The organism is Lacrimispora sp., from assembly GCF_036758025.1.
Classification (GTDB): Bacteria; Bacillota; Clostridia; order Lachnospirales; family Lachnospiraceae; genus Lacrimispora.
The window spans coordinates 43,617-61,363 of the sequence record NZ_DAIOXM010000017.1 but is presented as its reverse complement, the minus strand read 5'-3'; the positions used below and the strand labels follow the sequence as shown (position 1 = coordinate 61,363).

The 17,747-nt window shown below is 39.8% G+C and carries 17 protein-coding genes; all 17 read left to right on the top strand.

The genetic code is table 11. From position 1 onward, the window contains the following. Positions 1-15 precede the first annotated feature (15 nt). The 17 genes from V7M78_RS14650 (at position 16) to V7M78_RS14570 (ending at position 17,741) form a co-directional block, all read left to right on the top strand. Entirely contained in the window at positions 16-2,124 is a 2,109-nt protein-coding gene (locus V7M78_RS14650; protein WP_333650830.1) for a hypothetical protein, read from the top strand. Positions 2,125-2,154: 30 nt separating this feature from the next. Then, positions 2,155-3,726, top strand: coding sequence for a glycosyltransferase family 4 protein (locus tag V7M78_RS14645; protein ID WP_333650828.1), 1,572 nt, complete (start codon positions 2,155-2,157; stop codon positions 3,724-3,726). Between the two features lie 19 nt (positions 3,727-3,745). Then, positions 3,746-5,008 (top strand): hypothetical protein, encoded by a 1,263-nt coding sequence (locus V7M78_RS14640; RefSeq protein ID WP_333650826.1) that lies wholly within the window; start codon positions 3,746-3,748, stop codon positions 5,006-5,008. After that, a complete protein-coding gene (locus V7M78_RS14635; RefSeq protein ID WP_333650824.1) occupies positions 4,980-5,294 on the top strand; it encodes an NADH-quinone oxidoreductase subunit I in 315 nt (104 codons plus the stop codon). Before V7M78_RS14640 ends, V7M78_RS14635 begins: the two co-directional genes overlap by 29 nt. A gap of 100 nt (positions 5,295-5,394) precedes the next feature. Beyond that, positions 5,395-6,675, top strand: a complete 1,281-nt coding sequence (locus tag V7M78_RS14630; protein ID WP_333650822.1) for a Coenzyme F420 hydrogenase/dehydrogenase, beta subunit C-terminal domain — start codon at positions 5,395-5,397, stop codon at positions 6,673-6,675. Positions 6,676-6,688: 13 nt separating this feature from the next. Next, complete coding sequence (locus tag V7M78_RS14625; RefSeq protein ID WP_333650820.1) at positions 6,689-8,059, top strand: polysaccharide pyruvyl transferase family protein; 1,371 nt, start codon at positions 6,689-6,691, stop codon at positions 8,057-8,059. 22 nt (positions 8,060-8,081) lie between these two features. Continuing rightward, positions 8,082-9,032, top strand: coding sequence for an NAD-dependent epimerase/dehydratase family protein (locus V7M78_RS14620; RefSeq protein WP_333650818.1), 951 nt, complete (start codon positions 8,082-8,084; stop codon positions 9,030-9,032). Between the two features lie 507 nt (positions 9,033-9,539). Continuing rightward, positions 9,540-9,926 (top strand): flagellar basal body rod protein FlgB, encoded by a 387-nt coding sequence (gene flgB, locus V7M78_RS14615; protein WP_333650816.1) that lies wholly within the window; start codon positions 9,540-9,542, stop codon positions 9,924-9,926. A 17-nt stretch (positions 9,927-9,943) separates the two neighbouring features. After that, positions 9,944-10,255, top strand: a complete 312-nt coding sequence (locus V7M78_RS14610) for a flagellar hook-basal body complex protein FliE (protein WP_333650814.1) — start codon at positions 9,944-9,946, stop codon at positions 10,253-10,255. A 27-nt stretch (positions 10,256-10,282) separates the two neighbouring features. Beyond that, complete coding sequence (fliF, locus tag V7M78_RS14605) at positions 10,283-11,866, top strand: flagellar basal-body MS-ring/collar protein FliF (protein WP_333650812.1); 1,584 nt, start codon at positions 10,283-10,285, stop codon at positions 11,864-11,866. Further along, positions 11,856-12,860: a flagellar motor switch protein FliG gene (gene fliG, locus V7M78_RS14600; protein WP_333650810.1), complete on the top strand. Its 1,005-nt coding sequence runs from the start codon at positions 11,856-11,858 to the stop codon at positions 12,858-12,860. Before fliF ends, fliG begins: the two co-directional genes overlap by 11 nt. Next, positions 12,853-13,617 (top strand): FliH/SctL family protein, encoded by a 765-nt coding sequence (locus V7M78_RS14595; RefSeq protein ID WP_333650808.1) that lies wholly within the window; start codon positions 12,853-12,855, stop codon positions 13,615-13,617. The genes fliG and V7M78_RS14595 overlap by 8 nt, the downstream gene beginning before the upstream one ends. Positions 13,618-13,631: 14 nt before the next feature. Next, positions 13,632-14,933 (top strand): flagellar protein export ATPase FliI, encoded by a 1,302-nt coding sequence (gene fliI / locus V7M78_RS14590; RefSeq protein ID WP_333650806.1) that lies wholly within the window; start codon positions 13,632-13,634, stop codon positions 14,931-14,933. Between the two features lie 21 nt (positions 14,934-14,954). Continuing rightward, entirely contained in the window at positions 14,955-15,404 is a 450-nt protein-coding gene (fliJ, locus tag V7M78_RS14585; RefSeq protein ID WP_333650804.1) for a flagellar export protein FliJ, read from the top strand. A gap of 74 nt (positions 15,405-15,478) precedes the next feature. Next, the gene (locus V7M78_RS14580; RefSeq protein ID WP_333650802.1) at positions 15,479-16,723 is read left to right on the top strand and encodes a flagellar hook-length control protein FliK; all 1,245 of its coding nucleotides are present in this window, start codon (positions 15,479-15,481) and stop codon (positions 16,721-16,723) included. Positions 16,724-16,734: 11 nt separating this feature from the next. Further along, the gene (locus V7M78_RS14575; RefSeq protein ID WP_333650800.1) at positions 16,735-17,310 is read left to right on the top strand and encodes a flagellar hook assembly protein FlgD; all 576 of its coding nucleotides are present in this window, start codon (positions 16,735-16,737) and stop codon (positions 17,308-17,310) included. A 50-nt stretch (positions 17,311-17,360) separates the two neighbouring features. Continuing rightward, a complete protein-coding gene (locus tag V7M78_RS14570) occupies positions 17,361-17,741 on the top strand; it encodes a TIGR02530 family flagellar biosynthesis protein (protein WP_333650798.1) in 381 nt (126 codons plus the stop codon). The last annotated feature ends 6 nt before the right edge of the window (positions 17,742-17,747 follow it).

Genomic DNA, 17,747 nt, shown 5'->3' with positions numbered 1-17,747 from the left:
AGGAGGCTGTCAAGTATGGCTGAAAGTAATTGCCTGATTAAAAAGTTTAGAGAAAACTTTTGCCGATACAAAGAAGAACCAATAGTTGTATATGGGATTAGTCCAAGTACAAAAGAGATATTAGATAATTGTAGAGAATTTAAAATCTTTGGATTATTAGATGGATATCAGAAACACGGCAGAATTTATGATTATAATATCGTTTGCGAAGAAGATTTGATAAAAAACGGTATAAAAAATATAGTTGTTATAGCTAGGGCCAGTTCTGTTAAAATAATATATAATAGAATTAAAGGATTCTGCAAAAAAAATAATATAAATTTGTATGATATAAACGGAACTAATTTGATAGAAAAATTCGAAATAAGAATAATCGACGATGATTACAAGAAGAAATCTTATGAGGAATTGTTGGGAGAAATCGACAGGCATGATGTGATCAGTTTTGACATTTTTGATACAATCCTTATGCGGAAAGTATTGTATCCCATGGATGTATTTGAAATTTTAGCAAGAAAAGTTAATGATGAGTATGGTCTGGATTTTGTTAAGGAGAGAGTAAGAGCAGAACGGGAACTGCTTTCTGGGGAATATCCCTCTTTGCAGAAAATTTACGAGAGATTTATGCATAACACTGCTTTGTCTTATGAGTCGGTAATCAAACTAATGGAACTTGAATTTGATATTGAGAAAAAGGTCATTGTTCCAAGATATCGGATGATAGAAGCTTATAAGTTTGCAATATCAAAAGGCAAAAGAGTGTTTTTTGTTTCAGATATGTATTTATCAAGAGAGCATATAAAAGTGCTTTTGGACAATAATAGCATTAACGAATATGAGGATATAATTGTATCCAGTGAATATGGGAGGACAAAGTGCAACGGCTTGTTCTGTATCTTGAAGGATGCGATAAAAGATAATTCTTGTTTACATATTGGTGATAACTATGAAGCTGATGTTATAAATCCTCCGTTATTTGGTATTGATTCCTACGAAGTGAAAAAAGCAAGTGAAATGATGGCATTCTCAAGTTATTATGAGTTAGAATATTTTTATGAAAAATATGATAACAGGGTATTAATTGGATTGTTCGTTGCTGAAATATTTAATGATCCTTTTGCTTTTCAAAAAGACTCTGGAAAGGTAAGTTTGAAGGATGTCAGAAGGTTTTCTCGAATATTTATAGCACCGATTGTAACTAAATATTTATTCTGGCTTAAAGACAATATGAAAAAAGAAAGTATAGATTTTGATAAAATATTGTTTTTGGCAAGAGATGGTTATCTGATTGAAAAGATGTACCAAATGTTATGTGAAAAATCCGATGATCAAATGCCTGATGCCTGTTATTTTTTAACCTCCAGAACCCCTTGTATTGTTAGTGAAATCTATAATGAAAATGACATAGAAAGGGTTCTCGGCTTGGGTTATGACGGAAAACCAGAAGATTTATTGAGATACCGTTTTCTGCTGGTTAATGATGAAATTCAAGTTTACCATAAAGGTATGGAATCACATGAGTACGTTATGGCACATAAAAGTCTGATTTTACAAAGAGCAGAGGAGGTGAGAACCGGATATAAAATATATGCTAAGAAACAGGGGATAGTAAGTGGAAAGAAAGTAGCAGTATTTGATTTGGCGGCATCAGGAACCTGCCAGTCGGCACTTGAGCGGTTGTTTGAAATTGAAACATTCGGCTATTATTTTGTGCACATAAAGGATAATAGAAATATAAATATAAGATCTTTATTTTCAATATCCACATGGTTTGAAAAAGAAGCTTTTATTTGTGAATCGTATATATTGCTTGAAAATATATTAACCTCTACCCAACCCACTTTACTATCTTTTTCTGCCAATGGAGAGCCAACCTATGCAGAAGAAAATAGAACTATCAATCAACGAAACGATTTGGATTTAATGCATCAAAGTATCATGGATTTTTTTGAAGAATATCTCGCACTGTATGATGATTGCCAGGCTGATATAAAGGTGACTGATAAGATGTTGAGCTTTATACAAAATAAATACACAGATTTGTCAGGAATCCCGATTATAAATGGAAGACTTAATGATGAATTTTATAATCGTTCCTATGAATTTAGAGATTTTTTAGAATAGAGGAAAGCAGCATGTGAAGGGGGAAAATGTATGGAGGAAATAAAAAAAGTTTTATTAGTTTCCCATGAAATGGAATATGGTGGTTCATTGTGGTGCTTGTTGAATGTAGCAAAGATTTTGCAGAAAAAAGATTATCTCGTTGAGTTGTGGAGCTATAAGGATGGCTCTTTTTGTGCAGAATTTGTAAAACTGGGTATTCATCCGGAGATTATCAATAGATTTGATTTTTTGGAAAAAGAATCCGAATATCAAGAGAAATCCCTTATCTATGAATTGATTATTTGCAATACGATTTTAACTTGTGATTTAGGGGATTTGCTAAGCGATGTCAGGCCCGTTCTTTTTTATGTGCATGAGGCTGAATTAATTGCTGATGTTATACAGGATATAAGAAAGAGAAAAGCCATAATGCGTGCTGGTACTGTATATGTGGTGAGTGAATATGCTAGAGAATGTTTAAAGAGATTGTGCGGAAAAGACTCTAAAATCATTTATAACGGTGTGAGGGATGAGTTTGAAGAATATCGTTCTATTAAAAAGAAATCATATACAGATAAAAAGATTCGTTTTTTGATCTTAGGAATGGTGCAGCCCAGAAAAGGATTTGATATTGCACTGGAGGCTTATTCCAATCTTAAAAATGAAGATAGGCTTGAGACGGAGTTTCACATAGCGGGAGGAGTGCCGGAATGGGAGCAAGATTACTGGCAAGAGTTGAAAGATAGATACTTTTCTGAGAGTAACATTTGCTATCATGGTGAACTAACTAATCGAAGCAAGATTTATAAACTCATTCGGCAAAGTGATGTTCTGGTTGTACCTTCCAGAGATGAACCATGTTCGTTAGTGGTCCTGGAGGCGGCCATGTTGGAGACTCCTGCAATTATCAGTCAAAATGTGGGCGCTTCCTATATCACTCTTCCGGAGGGAGGGTGGATTACCCAGACAGGGGATGCCGGAGATTTGGAAGAAGCTATGCGAAAAGTTATTGAGCGGCCGGAAATGCTGGAGAAAGCAGGAGAAAGGGCACGCTGTAGCTATTTGGAATATGCCACAAGTGAGAGGTATGAAAAACAGATAATTGCAGCAGTTTTTGAGACTATTGATCTGTTTTATGCAGATGAAATGGCGCATAAGCAAGAGTCGATATGGGCGAGAAGAGAAGAGCGTCTAAGTGAAAATTCGAAGGAATTACAGAGGCTTTCAAACCGGCTTGAGGAAGTGTATAAACACATGCAACAGATGGGGCAGGTACACCGCAAGATGGATCATCTTATTCGTGAATTAATAGAATTGAAATCTTGGGAATTTCCCTTTGAAAAGATTCAGAAGAATAAAAAAATTGTTCTGTATGGAGCCGGAGATATGGGACAGGATTATTACAGACAGATTCAGACTTCCGGTTATTGTGAAGTTGTTTTATGGGTAGATGGCCAATATAAAGAGTTTGAAAATACCAACTATCATGTTACCAGCCCTGAGGAAGTTTTGAAGATAAATTTTGACTATGTGATGATAGCCATTCGGAATGAGAATGCTTTTATATCTGTTCATACAATGTTAAGAGAGTGGGGAATTAACGAGGAAAAGATTATACACTAATTCGTGTGGGAGAAAAAAGATGAATTGGATGATAAAAAATTTTGCTTTTTTGAATTTTGCGGAGCATGATAATTGTCTTTGGGTATCAGCATTAGGATACAATGGCCTTTTCTGTATTCCTTTAGACACTATGAAGCCGCGCTTTATAGGCGAATTTCCAGGAGAAGATTTAAATGCTAGAAATATACATAGAAGCGCAGTCATAAGCGGGGAAAAGGTGATTTTTGCCCCTTTTTTTGGAAATAGAATCGGAGAATATGATATTGAAACTGGAGAGTTTACAGAGCATACGGGAATAGGGAAAGATATGTCAAAAGCAAAATTTGAAACATCGGTTTGTGTAAATGACACTATTTATTTTATACCTCAATATTACCCGGATATTCTATCTTATGATTGCAGAAGAAAGAAAGTTGCTGAAATCAAAGGCTGGAAGGAACTGCTCACTAAAGAGGAAGCAATGCAAGAGGGGATTGCATTTGGATTAACAGCAGACATTTATAATGATAAATTATATCTGCCATCCAGAAAAACCAATGGAATTATGCTGTTGGATATTAATACAGGACATATGACCATAAGACGAATAGGCCCATCTCATATGCGTTATCTGACTGCCAAAATTGTAGGGAAGCAGTGCTGGATTCTTCCTGCTTGCCAGGAAGAACAAATTAATGTTTGGGACTTGGAAACGAATGAAATAGCCACCATATCTGAATTCCCAAAAGGATTTTCAAGTGAATCCATTCCATTTATAAGCATCAATAATTGTGGTAGGAATATGCTGGCTTTTTCTCATATGGCGAATATGTCGGTATTAATAGATAAATGTAATTTTACAGTGAGAGAATATAAAGAATTATCTCAAGTAGATATAAAGAAAGAAAAAAATGGCTGGGGAGGGAATTATTACTTTGCAAAAGAGCTGGGGAATCATCACCTCCTTTCTGTTTCCAAATATGATAATGCAGTTTTGGTGATTGATGTTGAAACGTTGGAGGTTACAAGGCAGATACTAAAAAGTGAGATAGCAGAAATAATGCTTGTGAAAAGGATGTTTGAACAAGAACATCGGGGAATGAATAAAGTTGTTCCTATTCTTCGGGAAGGAGAAGAGGTGGATTTGCTAGACTTCCTCGCAGTTGTTAAAAATGATTCTATTTTAAAAAATAATATTTATACGCATCTGGCAGAGAAAAATTATGGTTCAGAAATTCACAATAATAGTAAGCAGTGGTTGAAAGGTGAAAAAAATGAAGGCTGTAAAACCAATTTTGAGTAGCAAGTTTAATCTTTCACAACTCAATGACAAGGTTTCATATATGTCAGAATTTAACCTTTGCAATGATGGGGAAAGACCATTCCCTATATTGTTTGAAAGGAAAGAAAATTGTTGTGGATGTACTGCTTGCTATTCAGTTTGCCCTGTTTGGGCTATTTCCATGACACCTGATGAAGAGGGTTTTTTATATCCGCAAATTAATAATGAGAAGTGCAATCGTTGTTACCAGTGTCTTAATGTTTGTGCTTTTAAGGCGGATCAGCGAAATAAAGGATATTTAGTGTAAAAGAGACGGAGGTGCGTGATGATGGAGGTAGCGGTGTATGCAGAGTATTTCAGGAGACATCTTCAACGCTCATTGCGATGGTTAGTTGGAGGAGGGCTATATGGCAGATAATTCTCATCAATTTGATATGCCGTTAGTATTCGCCGTAAAACATAAAGAGTTAGCTATACGAATGTCTTCCCGCTCTGGAGGTGTTTTTACAGCTTTATCCGACTATGTACTGGAGGAAGATGGAGTCGTCTATGGGTGTATTTTGTCTGACGATTTTAAGGCTGTTCATGTTCGTGCTGAGAATGCGAACGAAAGAAACCGTATGCGAGGTTCCAAATATATCCAGAGTGATTTGAGAGATGTTTTTAAGGCTGTAAAAGCTGATCTGGAGTGCGGAAGGAAGGTTCTTTTTTCTGGAACCTCTTGTCAGGTGGCTGGATTAAGAAGTTTCATTCAGAAGTACTATGAAGGTTTATTCTGTACGGATATTCTTTGTCATGGAGTTCCTAGTCCAAAGGTTTGGGAAGAGTATCTTGCATGGCAGGAAAAAAAAAATAGTGGGAAATGTACTGCTGTCGATTTCCGCAATAAAGCGGAACACGGGTGGGAAGCTCATATAGAAACTCTGACATTTATTAACAGGAAGAAAGTACATAGCGAGGTGTTTAAAACGTTATTTTATGGACATGCAATCTTACGGCCATCTTGTTATAAGTGCCCATATAAAAACGTGATTCATCCTGGAGACATCACAATTGCTGATTATTGGGGAATTGACAAGGCTAAACCTGGATTTAATGACAATAAAGGGGTTTCTCTTGTTTTGATAAACAATAACCTTGGAGAATCTGTATTTAAGGCGGTCAAAGGAAATATTGATTATAAGGAATGCAGTATAGAAGATAGTATGCAACCAGTATTAGTAAAGCCTTTTGATGAGCCAGTGGAGAGAGTACATTTTTGGAGTGATTTCTACAAAAAAGATTTTGAATATGTTTCTAAAAAATATGGTGGATATGGTTTAGAAAATAATAATGAAAAACAGAAAGCTGAGATACTTTCTCCGGATTTTTTTGTTTTTCCCTATGAAAAAGTGAAATCTGGAAAACGAATTTGCATCTATGGTGCAGGAAATGTAGGGGAAAATTATTACGTACAGCTTAACCAGAACAGAGATTATCAAATTACAGGCTGGTTTGATAGTAATTATAAAAAATACAGTTCTATAGGCTTTCCTATTCTTTCGGCAGACCAAATAGATGAAAATGATTTTGATTATATTATAATTGCTGTAAGGAACAAGACTGCTGCTGAAGAAATAAGAGCAATAATAAGCCAGAAAGGTATTTCGGATGAAAAAATCATCTGGGACATTATAGTAGACAAGTAAGAAGGGAAGGGTCATGAGAAAAAGATATGCTATTTTTGGCGCTGGAAATTATGGAAATCATGCATTATGGTATCTCAGTGCGGAGCGTACAGTTTGTTTTGTGGATAATGATGTAAGTAAAATAGGAAACAGGTATCATGGAAAATTGGTCGTTTCCCTTGATGAATATAAAGAGTATTATAGAGATGCGGTTATGGTGATTGCATGTGAAAAGTATGAGGAAATTGCACTGCAATTAAAAAAAGAAGGAATTAAAGTTTCTTACATCTTTGAAAGAGATCGTCCATGGGGGAATTTGATCCCTTGGACAAAAAACGGGAATTTAAAGGCGGTCAATGAGAATACATGGCGAGCCCATGATATAGGTTTAGTTGGGATATACAGTGAGTATAGCTATGGTGCCGAAATTACTTATTTTGCATTGTATTCCTTTTTAAAAAAACAGGGTTATCGGGTTCTGATGATACAGCATCCTATGGATTCCCCTCATATACCTGCAGGAATCCCCCGACTGTTTAACGAAAATCCTTATGATCCCCAAGATTTGTCTGCCTTGATTGATAAAAGAGAAAACATGACAGATGTAAATTTATATGCAGAAACTTTTATCTTGGGTTCTGATCAGATGTGGAATTGTGAAATTTCGAAATTATTTAATGAAATTGGGCTTTTATATTTTATAAGAGATGAAAAGAAAAAAGTCGCATATTCAACTTCTTTTGGAACAGAAGAATGGGATGGAAGTTTAGAGGATGAGATAAAATACTCTCAATTTTTAAAAAGATTTGATCGTATTTCTGTACGTGAGAATAGCGGTATTGCAATATGCAAAAAATGGGGTATTGATACAGAGGTAAATATTGATCCCGTTTTCCTATGTGATTTTAAAGTATATTGGGATATGGCGAATTCTTCAGAAAAGAAAAATAAGGGTGTTTACCTTGCAAGCTATGTTCTTTATGACACATCGGAAAAAACGGGTTTGTTAACTCATATTAAGGAGCATTTAAAATGGTCAGAAGAAAAAATTGCCGGTATTGATGCTTATAAGGAAGGTTATTACAGCGTTAGTTCTATCGAAGAGTGGCTCTGTTTAATTGCTGAAAGTAGTTTTGTCTTTACAGATTCTTTCCATGGTGCATGTATGGCTATTATATTTAAAAAGCCGTTTGTCATTATGAGAAGTTCAGAAGCGGATAAACGGACTACAAGAGTACAGTCCTTATTAGGAAGATTGGGATTGTCAGAGCGGTTTGTTTCTGACGTGAATGAAATGATAACTCGAAATTTATTGCAAAATGAAATTGATTACCAAAAAGTACATGACTTGATTGAACAGGACAGGATTAAAGCTAGGAAGTGGATACAAACGGCCTTGGGCTAAGAACGGCAAAGGAGGTAGCCAGATGAGTACTTTTTTAATTACCGGTGCCACTGGATATATTGGAAGAATGATAACAAGACGATTGCTGGAACAGAATCATGATGTGACAGTTATCGTTCGGAATAAAAATAAACTGTGTGATTTTATGAAATATAGTGTACAAATTATTGAGGCAGATTTAGTGAACTTAGAAGCAGTTTGTCAGATTTCCGGTGATTATGAATATTTAATTCACTGTGCGGCAGCCACTCAATCCTCTTATATGATGTCTAATCCTGTGGAAGTTGCAGGATCTATTGTAAATGGAACTCAAAACGTTCTTACATTAGCAGTAAGATGTCATGCTCAGAGTATGGTTTATTTATCTTCTATGGAAGTATATGGGCAAATTGATTGTTCAGAAGGGAAAAAAGTGACTGAGGAAGAACTTGGAAGTGTTGACATATCGAAAATTCGCAGTTGCTATCCCATGGCAAAGCGTATGGCAGAGAACTTTTGCCATATATATCATCATGAATATGGCGTTCCGGTAAAAATTGCAAGGCTAGCACAGACCTTTGGCAGAGGAGTCCGGGAGGAGGATAACCGAATATTTGCTCAGTTTGCACGTTCGGTAAGGGAAAATAAAGATATTATATTACACACACAAGGAAATTCCGTGGGAAATTACTGTGATACTGATGATGCAGTGGATGCAATTTTATTTCTTTTAGAAAATGGAAAATCTTCAGAAGCGTATAATATTGTTAACGAAGCAAATACGATGACAATACGTGAAATGGCAGAAATGGTTACCGATAAGATTGCGAATGGGGAAATAGGCGTGACTTATAATATTCCGAAAGATAATCAATATGGATATGCGGCGGAAACAGGATTACGATTATCTGGTTCTAAAATGAAGAAATTAGGTTGGGAAGCTAAAACTGGTCTTGAAGAAATGTACCGGAAAATGATTGGGAATTGGTTTTGATTTATCAATAAAAAAGTCTGGAGTATCCTATTGTACAAACTCCTGAATTTTTTACTTTTTCAACTGCTAAATTTGGGTTTATATTATAAAACTAGAAAATATACAATAAAAATTAAAAGTATTTAAAAATTAGAATATAGTATATTTAATGGAGCTTGTTTTATAACAATATAACCATAGTGCCTAATCCTCTGAAGGCGTTAAATTCCGCACTTCAGGGGGTTTTTGTTTTAAATACAAACATACTTTGTTCCTATGGATTATCATGTTTTTACATTCCCCTCCTTTTTTTTCTGCATTTTCAAAGAAATTCTGACAAAATTCGACTTAACCCCTTATTCTTTCTTGACAATATCTGTAATAAAATGTAGAATATAGTAAGAAAAATTACAGAAAAACTTAAAAATTGGAAAACGTTGTTGAAATTTAACTGTAATGAATCGATTTCAGCGGTAAAGTATGGCTTCCAAATTTCTACAAAAGGAATGAAAGTGAGGGGCAATGTCTATGAATGGAATATTTGGAAACAGCATTTCTATGGCAGAGAAAGCATTAGGCCACCTGTGGTCAAGGCAGCAGGTAACCTTGAATAATATTGCAAATGTAGAGACTCCCGGGTATAAGGCCCGTTACGTCACATTTGAAGACGAATTCCGCAGGCGTCTGCAGACCGGCAGACAGGGCGCGGGTACATCAAGAGATATGGGGAACATCATAAACAGTTCCAGGTATTTCATCCATGACACAAAGAATGAATCAGCCAGAATGGATGGAAATAATGTTAACCTGGATGTGGAAAACGTGGAGCTGGCAAGAACAAATCTTCAATACCAGTATCAATTGAATGCCTTAAACAGTGAAGTGAGCAGACTTCGTACAGTGATTAAAAGTTAAGTCGGGAGGTAGATAAGATGGCACAGATGTTTATAACGCCGATTATTCCCATGGAGTCAATTGGTTCCATAGGAAGTGAAAAGAAGGTGACAGCCGGACGGGATGGAAGTCCGGATTTCCGTGATATATTCAAAGAAGCGATTCAAAATGTAAAGAGTACAGATGAAGATTTGATGGTACAGGAATATTTGCTGTCAACAGGCCAGATTGATGATCCTCATACTGTTCCTGCAGCCGCAGCAAAAGCCCAGTTATCTGCAGAATTTCTCGCATCTCTTCGGACTAAGGCACTGGAAGCCTACAATGAGATTATTAGAATCGGTATTTAACCATAGATAACGGGGCGGACAGATGTGATGGAAAAAATTAAGGAACTTTTAGGAAAACTGAGCAGTAAAGTTAAGAAAATCATTATTGCCGGCGTTTTAGGCGCGGCGGTTGTAGTAGGAGCTATTGTTATAGCACTGTCGATGAAGGAAAAGCCTTATGAGGTCATGTTTACCGGAGTTGGCAGTGAAGAAGCCAAACAGATTATTGGAAAATTGCAGGAAGACGGAATCGCTTATCAGTACACAGATGGAGATATACTGGTGCCTGCAGAAGAGATGGATACCACTAAAGCCAAGATGGTTTCAGAAGGGTATCCTAAAAGTGGTTTTACATACGATGTATTCAGAAATAATGTAAACTTGATGACTACGGATTCTGACCGCCGGACCTTCAAACTTTATGATCTGGAAACCAGAATCGGTTCTACTATCAAAATTCTGGATGGTGTAAAAGAAGCATATGTCACCATAGCCCTGGGAGAGACTTCCAAATATGCGTTGTCTGATGAAACGAAGCAGGAAGCGAGCGCCCAGGCTGTTGTAGTTATGAAAGATGGAGGGTCTCCCACGGAAGAGCAGGCCAAATCCATCCAGCTTCTTATATCCAGAAGCATACCCGGAATGGTCATTGACAACGTTTCCGTATTTGACGGAAACGGGCGTGAGGTCTCTGTTACTTCCGAAAATGAGGACATTGCCAGTGGAAAGATCGGGGAAGAGATCACCAAGACGATTGAAGATCAGATTTCTGCAAAGGTTATGAATGTCCTGGGACCAGTGTATGGAAACGGCAATGTGCGCGTATCTGTAAAAGGCACGGTTAACATGGAGAAGCTGATTCGGGAGAGCATTGTTTACAATACACCCGAAAAGATTGACGAAAATGACAAAACAGGTCTCACTTCCGAGGAGTCCATTTTCAGGGAGTATTCCGGAAGCGGAGAGAATGCTTCCGGTGTAGCCGGCTCAGAGGCAAATGCAGACATCCCTCAGTACAATGCAGGGGGAACTGACGGAGAAAATGCCTACGGTTCCAGCAGTTTGACCAGAAAGTATCTTTTGAATCAGATCAAGGAGCAGGGACAGATTAATCCGGGTACTTTGGAGAATCTGACTGTTTCAGTAGTAATAAACGGAAACGGATTTGGAAGTCTTACAATTGATGATATACGGGATTTGGCTGGAAATGCAGCAGGAATCGCATTGGATGAACGGGCGGAGAAAATAACTGCCGTAGCTGCTCCTTTCTATACTATAGAAGTACCACAGGAACCAGAAGAACCGGTGGAAACGGGGACAGGCGGTTTGCTAATTAACCGTTGGATTCTCATTGCAGCCTTGGCTGGAGTGATCCTCCTTCTTTTGATTGTTATTCTGGTTATCAGGATCAGAAGAAAGAGACGGGCCCGCTTGGAGGCTATGGATATAAGCCAGGAAGATGTTCCGGAATTGGCGGCGACCAAGGAAAAAGAAATCGCGATTCTGGAACCGGAAGAAGACAGAGGGGCAGAGCTGCGCCACAGTGTGCGTGAGTTTGCAGAGATGAATCCTGAGATATCGGCTCAGCTTCTGAAAACATGGCTGAATGGAGGCGGTAATAATGGCGACTAGTCTTAGGCCTGAACAAAAAGCGGCAACAGTGATTGTCTCCTTGGGAGTGGAAAAGGCTTCCAAGATATACAAATACTTAACTGAAGATGAAATTGAAAAATTAACACTGGAAGTGGCAAAGCTTGGACATGTGGAATCTGAGCTGACGGAAAACACTTTGGATGAATTTTATAAGACCTGCTTAACTCAGAAGGTTGTTACTGACGGAGGTCTGGAATACGCCAGAACTGTTCTGGAAAAGGCATTTGGTGAAAGTACGGCTAACAGCCTTCTTCAGAAGGTTACCCAGTCCCTGAAATCCAGGTCCTTTGGATTTATCCGGAAAAGCGATGTAAAGAACCTGCTTTCCGTTCTCCAGCATGAAAGGTCCCAGATTATTGCTTTGGTGCTTTCCTATACCAATGAAGAGATGACTGCTCAGATTATTTCAGAGCTTGCTCCCGAAAAGCGCATGCAGGTAGTGGAATCCATTGCAAGAATGGAAAGTGCTTCTCCTGAAGCCATTAAAATCGTGGAAGAGGAAATTAAGAAGAGATTCTCCGGTATCCTCACCACCGATTACACCAGCGTGGGCGGTATTGATTACATAGCAAATGTAATGAACCACATAGACAGAAGCAACGAAAAGCTTATCTTCGACGAATTGGGCAGAAAGGATGCGGAGCTGGCAGATACCATCCGCAAAAAGATGTTCGTATTCGAGGATATCATCACCATGGACGACCGCTCTATTCAGCGTTTCATCCGGGAGTGCGATATGCGGGATATGGTTTATGCGCTTAAAAACGCTAATGAACAGATCACGAGCGTTATTTTCTCCAATATGTCAGCCCGTATGAAGGACAGCATTCAGTCCGATATGGAAGTTACGGTTAATGTACGTCTGAAGGATGTGGAAGAGGCTCAGCAGAGGATTGTTGGCATCATCAGACGTCTGGAGGAAGAAGGCGAGCTGATCATCAGCAAGGGCGGAAAGGATGATGTCATTGTCTAATATTATTAAGGGCACGCACCTTGAGGACCACGTTCTGGAATTTGGATTTACCAGGGAATTTAAAGATATTGTTGTAAAGGAAAAGGAGCAGCCGGAGGAAGATCAGGAGGTAGAGGAAGTCCAGCCGTCAGGCGGGTATTTCCAGACTGATGAGCTATACGAGGAGGCTTTACAGAAGGTGCAGGTAATTCTGGACCAGGCAATGAAAGATGCGGAAGAAATTCGTGACCGGGCCGCAGAGGAAGGCCGTCAGGCCGGATACGATGCAGGATATGAGGAGGGATTCCGAAAAGCCTATGAGGTACATCAGGAAGTTCTCAAATTCCGCCAGGACGAATTTGTGGAAGCAATGAAAAAAAGTATTGAAAGTGTTACGGAAGAAAAAGAAAAGATTCTGGACAAATATATTGATGACTTGAAAAAGGTCACTCTGACCATTGCGGAAAAGGTGATCCAGACCAGCTTAAAATCCAGCGGAGAGGTCATTAAACGAATGATTGTGGCTGCTGCAGGGAAGCTGAAGAAAACCCAATGGGCAAAGATTTATGTATCCCAGGAGGATGCAGGAATGATCATACAGGGAGATGTGGGCTTGCTCAGCGAACTTGCCCACATTTCCGGAAATATCAAGATCATTGCCATGGACAATGCAGAGGATGGCACCTGTATCATTGAACTTCCGGGAGAAATTATTGACGTCAGCGTCAATACCCAGTTGGAAAATATCAAAGGAATACTCAATAACGCGAGACTGTAACGGGAGGGACCTGCATGTTTAAAGAATTACCGGATCTTATCATGAAGACTGAGACCATCGATCACATCGGGAAAATTGAAAACATTGTAGGGATGTCCATGGAAGCCTCTGGCGGTAGGGCCAGCATCGGAGATATTGCCTACATCTATAACGAAGACAGGCAGGAACAGATTCCGGTAGAGGTAGTGGGTTTTAAGGACGACAAAATACAGCTCATGGCTTATGAGAATATGAACGGCATTGCAGCGGGCAGCTTTGTCCGCAACACAAAGCGCCGTTTGAAGATACCGGTAGGGGATTTTTTAAGAGGCAGGATCATTGATGCAAAAGGCGAACCCATGGATGGAAAGGGTGCTTTTGAATCTCCCCGGTATTATTATGTAGAAAATCCTTATATCAATCCTATGACCCGTCCTCCCATTACGGACAAGCTGGAATTCGGAGTTAAGGCCATTGACGGCTTAAATACCATTGGAAAAGGACAGCGTATTGGAATCTTTGCGGGCAGCGGTGTTGGAAAGAGTACCCTGCTTGGAATGATTGCCAGGAATGTAAAGGCAGATATCAATGTCGTAGCTCTCGTAGGAGAGCGAGGACGAGAGGTGCGGGAGTTCATAGAAAAGGACTTGGGGCCGGAAGGAATGAAACGTTCTGTTCTGGTGGTGGCGACTTCCGACCAGCCGGCCATGCTTCGTATGAAGTGTCCCCTGGTAGCAACTACCATCGCCGAATATTTTAAAAACCAGGGCAAGGATGTATTGCTTATGATGGATTCCCTGACCCGTTTTGCCATGGCCCAAAGAGAGATTGGGCTGGCAATCGGAGAACCTCCGGTTGCCAGAGGCTATACGCCCTCCATTTATGCGGAGTTTCCCAAGCTGCTGGAACGAAGCGGCAATTTTGGAGAAGGTTCCATTACCGGGATATATACGGTTCTGGTGGAAGGCGACGACACCAATGAGCCTATTGCCGATACGGTAAGAGGTATTGTGGATGGCCATATTGTTTTAAGCCGGAAGCTGGCTAATGCAAACCATTTCCCGGCCATTGACATAAGCGCCAGCATTTCCCGTCTGATGACCAATATCGTTTCCGATGAACACCGGAAAATGGCTTCTGAAGTCCGGGATATTTTGAGCCTTTATGAGAAAAATGAAGATCTTATTTCCATCGGTGCCTATAAAAGCGGCACCAATCCCAGGCTTGATATGGCAATATCTAAAATTGACAAGATAAATCAGTTCTTATGCCAGGGAATACAGGAAAGCGACAGTTACGAAGAGGTTTTACAAAAACTGAAAAGAATTTTAGCATAGATTTGAAAAGGAGGGCGGAACATGAAAAAATTCAATTTTCCACTTGATACGGTGTTGAATTACAAAGATCAGGTTTTGGATAATTTAAAAAATGAACACGCCCAGATTGTGGCTAAAGTAGTCAGCCAGGAAAAAAAGATTGAGGAATTATCCGACCAGAGAAGAAGTGCCTGTGTCCGCTTCCAGGAGGAGACACAGAACGGCATCGCGATTAATGTGATGCGGGAATATGAGACTTATATTGCTTTTATGCAGCAGAAGATTCTTGCAGAACAGGGAGTTCTTCAGCGGCTGAAGAAAAAAGAGGAGCAAAAGCGCAGTGAGGTTGTGGAGGCCAGAAAAGAAGTGGTTTCCATTGAAAAGCTGAAGGAAAAAAAGCTTTTGCAGTATAACAAAGAGGTGTTGCGCAGTGAGGAACTGTTCATTGAAGAATTTGTTTCTAACACCACCTCAGTCCAGGCGAGCAGGTAATCCTGCCGGAACAGGCTTCCGGCAGTTACCATAGAAATCAAGTGCCGTATGGCATGAAAGAAAGGAGTGAGAAAATGACAGAAGTAAAAAACAGCAGTGTGGACTTGCTGTCCAGACAGATGACCGGTACCAGAAAAAAGGATGAAAAGGCAGTTGACGGTTTTTCGGATTTTAAGGCCATGCTGAAAGGCAGCAACCAGAAGAAGGACAGCAAAAGTCCGGGATCAAAGGAAGATGCAGAAGATGTTATGGTTTCTTCAGAAGCGGTAGCTTCCGTTGCAGCAGCTGGAATGACAGAGATTCAGGCTTCGGACAATGAGGCTTTCAAAACCGGAGAAGAACTGATGAATGGGTTTGTAGAAGCCGTTGGAACAGAAGAGATTCCTGTAACTGCACTTGGAGAAGACAGAAATATCCGGGCAATGGATTCCTTCCGGGCCTTGGATCAGTTCCGCCTTCAGAAGCTGACGGAGAGCGGTGTGGGAATGGAAGGCTTAAACGAAGAAGCCCAGATCCTGCAGTCGGGAGATTTAACAAAAGTACCTCAGCCCCTTTTTGCAGAGCAGAATAATCCATCTGAGAAAACGGAATCAGCAGTATGGAGTTCTTCCATACAAAATTCTGAAACATCTGGTTCTGTCGAATCGGAGAAAGGTATTTTTCAGAATAAGTCTTTTACAGGGACGGCGGAGGAAGTTTTAAATCCGGCAGAAAAGGAACAGCTGGCGATCATTCATAAGGGTGATGTTCAGGAAAAGAAATCATCAGAAGAGGAAAACCAAAATGATGCTTTGGCAGGACTTGGAGAAAGACCTTACCAGCCTGTAAGTACCCAGGAACACCGGCCTGAAAAGATTGAGGAGATTCCTGTTTCTGTAAATGCAGAAAATACAGAGGAACTGGAAGCAAAGCTGTCGGAACAGATATTAAGACAGATGCGCGGAGGGAAAGGTGAATTGGATATTCAGTTGGAACCTCATAATCTGGGTAAGATTCGGATTAAAATTTCCTATGAAGATAACCAGATCAGCGTTTCCTTGATGTGTACGGAGAATAAAACCCTAAAGCTTTTGTCCCAGTCAGCAGGTGACTTAGGAGCAATTCTGGAATCCAACCTGGAGCGTCCGTTCCAGATTCAGGTGGACAAGCAAGAGACTGATTATTTGAATCAGCAACAGGATCAGAGTCAAAGACAGGAACAACGTGAGCAGCATCAGGGAAGGCAGCAGGAAGGAAACCGCGAGGACTTTATCCAGAAACTGAGGCTTGGGATTTTTGAAATGAATGGCGTTAGTGAAGAAGGCGCTGGTTACAGATAAGGAGAGATACAATGTCAAATGTAAACGGAGTGAGTTATTATAATTCTCTGGGAGCGCTTGCAAACAGTACTACGACAGCCAGTAACAGTGAACTGTCAACAGAAGGCTTTTTCAGACTTCTGGCAGCACAGTTGCAGAATCAGGATATGTCAAACCCCATGGATAACTCTGAGATGATGACTCAGATGACCCAGATTGCCATGATGCAGGCCATGAGTAATTTCTCTACTGCAATGAATGATTTTGCTCAGGTTAATACCATCAATTATGGAACTTCCATGATGGGAAAAGAAGTTATGCTGGCAGTTCAGGATAAAAACGGATCAGTAAAAAAGATCACTGGAACTGTGACCAGAGTAGATATTTTCGGAGGCACCCCCACTCTTTACATCAATGATGATGATAAGACGGGTTATCCGGTTGCCAATATTATGTCTGTCTATGAAAAAGGACATACACCGCCGGAGGATTTAGGTGACCCAGAAGATCCTGATAAGGTGGATGGCGTTGAAGATCCCAATAAAGATACAGATGAAACCGAGGATCCTGAGGATGCAGATGGAGTAGAAGATCCAACAGATGATTAAGAGGATTCAGAAACCGATATGGATAAGGATAGTGCAGGTGATGATGAATAATGCTAGGCAAGATAAACCAGAATGAGGAACTAAGGCAGCTAAAGCTGCGAAGTGCAGGTGCTGCGGCAGCGCAGAAGCCAGCCGTAAGCTTCAACGAGGTGCTTCAAAGCAGGATCGGACAAACACAAGGGCTTCAATTTTCCCGTCATGCCGCAGAACGGGCAGGGCAACGCGGAATTGAGATGTCGGATTCTTTTTTAAAGGATCTCCAGTCGGCAGTGGAAAAAGCCCGATCCAAAGGAGCAAAGGATGTGGTGATTATCAGTGACAGAGGTGCGTTCATTGTTAATGTGCCTAACAACACGGTAGTGACGACTATGTCCGGTAATGAAATGAAAGAAAATATTTTCACAAATATCGACAGTGCCGTTTTATTATAGCTGGAC